The 6439-nt window shown below is 50.1% G+C and carries 8 protein-coding genes; all 8 read right to left on the bottom strand.

Annotated elements, in window-relative coordinates; translation table 11 throughout:
- A partial coding sequence (locus Q0394_RS06210) for a M28 family peptidase (protein WP_298946204.1) occupies positions 1–886 on the bottom strand: 886 nt, incomplete at its 3' end.
- 15 nt (positions 887–901) lie between these two features.
- Positions 902–1162, bottom strand: coding sequence for a cation transporter (locus tag Q0394_RS06205; protein ID WP_122867530.1), 261 nt, complete (start codon positions 1160–1162; stop codon positions 902–904).
- Positions 1155–1484: an aryl sulfotransferase gene (locus Q0394_RS06200; RefSeq protein ID WP_298946203.1), complete on the bottom strand. Its 330-nt coding sequence runs from the start codon at positions 1482–1484 to the stop codon at positions 1155–1157. The genes Q0394_RS06205 and Q0394_RS06200 overlap by 8 nt, the downstream gene beginning before the upstream one ends.
- A complete protein-coding gene (locus tag Q0394_RS06195) occupies positions 1481–2554 on the bottom strand; it encodes a transglutaminase-like domain-containing protein (protein WP_298946201.1) in 1074 nt (357 codons plus the stop codon). The genes Q0394_RS06200 and Q0394_RS06195 overlap by 4 nt, the downstream gene beginning before the upstream one ends.
- A gap of 505 nt (positions 2555–3059) precedes the next feature.
- The gene (locus Q0394_RS06190) at positions 3060–3932 is read right to left on the bottom strand and encodes a carbon-nitrogen hydrolase (protein WP_298946200.1); all 873 of its coding nucleotides are present in this window, start codon (positions 3930–3932) and stop codon (positions 3060–3062) included.
- A 101-nt stretch (positions 3933–4033) separates the two neighbouring features.
- Positions 4034–4501, bottom strand: coding sequence for a low molecular weight protein-tyrosine-phosphatase (locus tag Q0394_RS06185; protein WP_298946198.1), 468 nt, complete (start codon positions 4499–4501; stop codon positions 4034–4036).
- 14 nt (positions 4502–4515) lie between these two features.
- The gene (locus Q0394_RS06180) at positions 4516–5436 is read right to left on the bottom strand and encodes a cation diffusion facilitator family transporter (protein WP_298946196.1); all 921 of its coding nucleotides are present in this window, start codon (positions 5434–5436) and stop codon (positions 4516–4518) included.
- Positions 5437–6429, bottom strand: coding sequence for an agmatine deiminase family protein (locus Q0394_RS06175; RefSeq protein WP_298946194.1), 993 nt, complete (start codon positions 6427–6429; stop codon positions 5437–5439).
- Positions 6430–6439 lie beyond the last annotated feature (10 nt).

Genomic DNA, 6439 nt, shown 5'->3' with positions numbered 1-6439 from the left:
TGACGGTCGAGAGATTTATGCTTTCGTTTACCATGCCAAGCTGCGTGTCGTAGCTACGCACGCCCTGGGCGAATGAGTTGATTAGCGCTAAAATTTTGCCGCTATTTACCAGCACGTCCGCTTCGCCCTCGCCCAGGCTCTTTACCCACGCCAGGCCGCGCTGCTTCGGCTCATGCGCGCACAGCGCCTTGCATACAGCGTTTGCGGGGATAGAATTGCTCCTCTCGCCAAAGTCCAGGCTAATAAGCTCACAGCCCTCATCGGCAAGGAATTTCGCTAGCAGCTTCGTGGCGTTTGGGATATTTTTGTGTATTTCGTTACCCGAGTGTCCGCCGCTAAGCCCCGTGACGCCTACCTCGTAAATTTTACCGCTCTTTTTGACGGTCTGCGCGCCGATTTTTGCGCTCACGTTTATACCGCCGGCGCATCCTAACGTCACGCGGTCATCCTCTTCGCTGTCTAAATTTAGCAGATTGGGCGATAAAATTTTACCTTTAAAGGCGTTTGCGCCCACGAGCCCGACCTCTTCGTCGTTGGTAAATAAGCACTCTAAGTTCGCAAACTCCCGCATCGCGCCCATCATCATCGCCACGCCGATGCCGTCGTCAGCGCCCAGAGTCGAGTTTTTGGCTCTTAATATGCCGTCCTCTTCGATGAGCTCCAAATGCGGCGCCGCGCCCACGCAGACCATGTCGTAGTGGCTTTGCAGGCAAATTTTAGGCTCGCCCTTTACGGCGTGGATGTTGCCCGCCTCATCGACGCTCACGCTAAAGCCCAGGCAGCGCGCAAAACCCGCCAAAAACTCCCTCATCTGCTCCGTTTCGCAGCTACAGTGCGGTATCTCGCACAGCTTTTTAAAATCGTTCATAACCTCGTTTTTTTGCATGTTTGCTCCTTAAATTTACTTAACGATCTCGCCCGTGTAGCCCGTCGTCGCCACCGCATCCAGCAGCTGCTTCTCGCTCACGCCGTCTTTCGTCTCGACGCGGGCGGTTTTATCGTGCAGGCTAGCCTTGGCGCTGATGACGCCGTCTACCTTTAGCAGGGCTTTTCGCACCATCGCCGTACACAGCGGACAGTGCATCCCCTCGACTTTGATGACAAAATTTTGATTTGCAAACGCCATGCTTGCAAGCAGTAAAATAGATAGAATTTTATTCATAAATTTTTCCTAAAACTTCGGGGTATGATAGCAGAATAATCACAAAAACAGCTAAAAAAACGTAGATGAAGATCCATTTTTTGCGGCGATCTGCGAGGTCGCAGGATTTTGGCTTTTTGAAAAAATAAAACGCGCTAGCCGCAAAACAGATCGCGGCAAGTGCTGTAAAATAGGGCCTTAGCTCGGTTAGGCTCTCTATCGCCTCCGAGCTTAGCAGGCTAAATGAAGCGCCGAAAATCAAAAACAAAAGCGCGGGCAGGCAGCAAAGAGTCGCCGCTAGCGCGCTCGCAACCGACGCCAGAGCTAGCCAAAAGCCCTTCATTTGAGCTCTTGCGACTTGTAGTCGTAGCTAAAATCTTTTGGAGAATAATAATTTAGCACGTTGTCGTCCACTTCGCCGTAAGGATAGCCGAAGTTATTTAGCGGAAATTCCGCAGGTTTTGGCGATAGGACGAAGTCGCGCGCGTCGTTAAAGCCGATCCAGCACATCTCCCAGTTGCCAAATAAAAACTCGCGCACTTTTGCAAGCTTGCTGTCGTCGTTGCTTAGCTTTTCGCCTAGGCGTACCTTTGCGACGTCCGCAGGATCTACAGGGATCCAGCCGTGGCCTTTGAGATAAAATTCCGCCCTGCAGTGCTGCGCGCCCGAGATCGCTGCGAGGCCATTTTCATCGGCCTTTCCCATCTCGTTTGAAAATCTGCTCTGCCCTACTCTGATACCAAAAATCTCGCGCGCAGGGATGCCTACGGCTCTGCAAAGCCCCACGAATACGGAGTTTATGTCGGTGCATTTGCCCACTAGCTTGCCGCTTTCCAGGATCGCTTTTACGTCGCCCGTGCCGCAGCCCAGGATGCTATTGTCGCGCTGCATGGTGTTTGCCACCCACGTGTAGATCGCTTTCGCGCGCTCCAGATCGCCTTTTATACCTTTAGTTATCTCCCCCGCTTTTTGCTTTACGATGCCGTCGTTTGGGATGTGCTGGGTAGGTTTTAGATAAAACTCCGTCTCAGGGCTAAGCTTTTCGTTCGGGTTAAATTTAACCTTGCTAAAGTCGGTGTTTCGCTCAAAGGTCTGGGCTCTAAATTTAACGCTAAGCGTCGGCTTTGCCACCTCGGCATAGTCCACGTAAAGCATCGGGATCGCGCCATAATTCATCGACGGATTAGCGAAATTGCCGTCAAATTTGATGTCGCTTACGCTCTGATACTCTCTGATAAACGGCAGCGGTATCCACAGCCTGGTTTTCTTGCCCACCTCTAAAATTTCGTGATTTAGAGTTACGTCAAAAACCCTCTTGTTGCCCACGGCCTTGCTGTCTCCAAAAACGGTGCTAGGAGTTGCCATAACGGCGCCTAAAATCGCAGTGTTTCTTAAAAAATCGCGTCTTTGCATGAAATGCCTTGTATAAATAATAGTTGCCCCGCAACTCTTGGGCGGTATTTTACTAAGAAAGGCTAAATTTGGCTTTAAATAGGGGTGTTTCGCGTACCGTTTGGGCGTGGTCAAATTTGGATAGTTGCTTAAATTTTACGGGCCGAGACCTGCACCTCAAAAGTGCTAAATTTGGTTTGGTTAAATTTAGTGTTATGAGGATATTTAGGTTGCGCCATATTTGCAATTACAAGCAAAACTAAAGAGCTGCTTTTCTCTTTTCTTCGGGAGAGGAAGGGGAGGGGTCTACTTACGAAGCGTCGCTGGGTTTTAAATTTATGTTTTCAAGATGCGGGTCTCGGCGACTCACATTTGCAAATTTGACTTCAAATTTGAATAGAAAAAGATAAGGCGTAGGATTTTTGTTCTAGACGAGGCGGAATTAAATTTTACGACAGGAGCTACCTCCTCGGTAGTGACTGAGTAAAATTTAATTCCAACGAAGTATAGGGCAAAAAGACAAGCCTTAGTCGACAAATCTTTTTGTTAAATTTGCGTACGCATCTATCCTTCGGTCTCTCAAAAACGGCCAAATCCTGCGCACTTCCTCGCTCCTGGTCATATCGATCTCGACGATGCGGCACAGCTCGCTCTGGCTATCGGCGCGGAAAAGCTCCTCGCCCTGCGCGCCGAAAACAAAGCTGTTGCCCCAAAATTTGATCCCGTCCATCACGCCGCTTTCGTCCTTTTCAAAGCCCACGCGGTTTACGGCGATCACGGGCAGGCCGTTTGCCACCGCATGTCCGCGCTGCACGGCGACCCAGGCCTCTAGTTGGCGCGATTTCTCGGTCTCCTCGTCACCCTCAAACCAACCGATCGCAGTCGGGTAGATGAGTAGCTTCGCGCCGCGTAGAGCCATAAGTCGCGCAGCCTCGGGATACCACTGATCCCAGCACACCAAAAGTCCGAGCCTACCTACGCTCGTATCGATGGGCTCAAAGCCGATGTCGCCCGGAGTAAAGTAAAATTTCTCGTAAAAGCCAGGGTCGTCGGGGATGTGCATTTTACGGTATTTGCCCGCGACGCTACCGTCTTTTTCAAAGACGAATGCGGTGTTGTGATACAGTCCGTCTGCGCGCTTTTCAAAGAGCGAAGTGACAAGCACGACGCCGTTTTGCCGCGCTACCTCGCCCCAAAATTTGACGTCGTTTTCCCAGCCTTCGGCAAGATCAAAAAACCTCGTCTCCTCGCTCTGGCAAAAGTACTGCGTCTGGTGTAGCTCCTGAAGCACGACAAGCTCCGCTCCGCCGCTGCTAGCCTCGCGCACGAGCTCGAGCGTCCTTTGCACGGTCGCGTCTTTGGTGCCGTGAAATTTTTGTTGGATTAGCGCTACTTTCATATTTTTCCTTATGATTTAAATTTTTAAAATTATATCAAAGCGGGGATAAATTAGGGCTTGAACGGCCGGCCGGCAAGCTAAATTTTGCCGCTTTCGCCGGCTCATAAAATTTGCTTTAGCCTCTCAAGCAAGCCTACGCAAGAGCGCGAAACGTCCTCGTAGCAACGCTCAAAATCGCGGGTGTAGTATGGATCGGCGATTATTTTACCGCCTGCGCCGCCGCCAAATTCGAGCAGGAATTTTACTTTTTCGTCAAATTTAGCCTCAGCGCCGAATTTGCGCCTCAAAGTCCTTAAATTTTCATCGTCCATTATCAAAATAAGATCGCTGCTATCAAAATCTCTTTGCGTTATCAAGGTCGCCTTGTGAGATGTCACGGGTACGCCGTTTTGTTTCAAAACCCGCACCGTCTGGTAATACGGCGGCTCGCCTATCTCGTCTTCGTGCGTGGCGCGCGAATCGATGCTAAGGCGCTCTGCCAAACCCGCCTTTTCGCTCAAATTTTGCATAACGGACTGCGCCATAGTCGAGCGGCAGATATTTCCGTGGCAAACGAATAAAATTTTCATATTTTTCCTTTGATTTAGCATTCGCACGAGCCGTTTTGGTCGTCGCACGGATCAAGATGCGTAGTGATTTGCCACTCAAACTCGCCGTATTTAGCCCTGATAGCGGCCTCTATCTCGTCTGAAATTTTGTGCGCGTCGTAAAGCGAAATTTTGCGGTTAAAGACTAGATGAACCGCGACATAGCAGATGTTTGCGCTCTTTCTGGTAGCCAGTCCGTGATAGCTTGCTATCTGAGGGCGCGAGCGGATTATCTCTTCGATTTGCGCCGTTATCTCGGGCTCTAGCGCGCGGTCAAGCAGCACGCCTACGCTTTCTTTCATCAAATTTATCGCGCTAACGGCGATGTAGCCGCTAATCACTATACCAAAAACGGCGTCTATCGCGGCAAATCCCGTAAATTCGACCAAGATAAGCGAGGCGATAACGGCTAGGTTGCTAAAAAGGTCGCTTTTATAGTGTAGCGCGTCGGCTCTAACGATCAAATTTCTCGTGCGGCGAGCGACGCGGGAGAGGTAGGCGACCAGTAGTCCCGTAACCGCGACCGATAGTGCCATCGCATAGAGCGAAAAAGCCGTATCTACGGGCGCTTGCTCCGTTTGTAGCTTACGCACGCTCTCGTAAAATATAAACGCGCCAGCACCCACGATCAAAACGCCCTCAAACATCGCCGCAAGCGCTTCTAGCTTGGCGTAGCCGAAGTTAAATTTAGTATCAGGCGCGGCCTGGGATTTACGGATGGCGAAGAAATTCAGCACGGAAACTAGCAGGTCAAGCATCGAATCGATCGCCGAGCTAAGCACTGCCACCGAACCGCCGATCAAACCCGCGGCAAATTTAACCACGGCTAGCGCAAATGCCGTCGCGCCCGCGACTATCACGGCTCTGCGACCTAAAATTTCATTTTGCCTTTTTATGTCGGCATTGTTTAATTGCATTTAGATTTCGCTTTCGGCTTCGCTCGCACCGCTATACTTGTTTTGACTCGAGCAGTGCAGCGAGCCGTTTTGACGTACGAAAACTAGCGAATCCACGCCGATTATCTTATGGTTCGGTAGCTCCCGCGCTAGTCGCTCAAGCACGATTTTATCGTTATCATCATTATACGTCGGAACGATAACGGCGCCATTTATAAAGATAAAATTCGCATACGTGCAGCCAAGCCTCTTGCCGCCGTAAAATTTGGCCTTCGGAAGCGGTAATGGCACGAGCTTAAAGCCCGTATTTTCAAGCTCTTTTTTCATCGCATTTAGCTCGCTAAAATGCTCGTCATTTGGATCGTCGCAAGAGGCGTAGGTGATCGTATCAGGATCGATAAAACGCGCTAGAGTATCGACGTGGCTATCGGTGTCGTCGCCCTTTATAAAGCCATTTTTGAGCCACACCACGCGCCCAAGACCAAAAAGCTCCTTAAGCCGCGCTTCGATCTGCTCTTTGCTTAGATGAGAGTTGCGGTTGTCGTTTAGTAGGCACTTTTGCGTCGTTAGCAGCGTGCCGCGTCCGTTAAAATCGATACTGCCGCCCTCAAGCACGAGATCGATACTTCGCAAATCGCTTTTAAAACGTTTGGCAAGCTCTAAATTTACGGCATTATCCTTCGAGCTTTCAAATTTACCGCCCCAAGCGTTAAATTTGAAATCATAGCTGACAATTTTCGCGCCCTCCTGCACGTCTATCATGCCGTAGTCGCGTATCCACGTATCATCGGTGTCGATTTTTACGAACTCTACGTTATCAAATTTGGCAAATCGCTCCCGAAAAATCCTCTCCTCAGGGCAGATCAAAACGACCTTTTGAAACGGCACGATAGCTGCAACCAGACTCTCGTAGGCGTCCAAAATTTCGCCCAGATACGGCTTCCAATCGGTGTTTTCGTGCGGTAGCGATAAAAATATCAGCTCTTGTTTTTCCCACTCTGCAAACGCTCTCAAATTCGTCCTT

This window comes from uncultured Campylobacter sp. (assembly GCF_938039205.1).
Taxonomy (GTDB): Bacteria; Campylobacterota; Campylobacteria; order Campylobacterales; family Campylobacteraceae; genus Campylobacter_A.
Note: the sequence above shows the minus strand (reverse complement) of the source record. Positions and strands in the feature narration are given on the sequence as shown.

What these genes read in the sequence shown, in the direction of transcription:
- Q0394_RS06205 (WP_122867530.1), bottom strand. Translation starts at nt 1,162, where the DNA reads ATGAATAAAATTCTATCTATTTTACTGCTTGCAAGCATGGCGTTTGCA.
- Q0394_RS06200 (WP_298946203.1), bottom strand. Translation starts at nt 1,484, where the DNA reads ATGAAGGGCTTTTGGCTAGCTCTGGCGTCGGTTGCGAGCGCGCTAGCG.
- Q0394_RS06195 (WP_298946201.1), bottom strand. Translation starts at nt 2,554, where the DNA reads ATGCAAAGACGCGATTTTTTAAGAAACACTGCGATTTTAGGCGCCGTT.
- Q0394_RS06190 (WP_298946200.1), bottom strand. Translation starts at nt 3,932, where the DNA reads ATGAAAGTAGCGCTAATCCAACAAAAATTTCACGGCACCAAAGACGCG.
- Q0394_RS06185 (WP_298946198.1), bottom strand. Translation starts at nt 4,501, where the DNA reads ATGAAAATTTTATTCGTTTGCCACGGAAATATCTGCCGCTCGACTATG.
- Q0394_RS06180 (WP_298946196.1), bottom strand. Translation starts at nt 5,436, where the DNA reads ATGCAATTAAACAATGCCGACATAAAAAGGCAAAATGAAATTTTAGGT.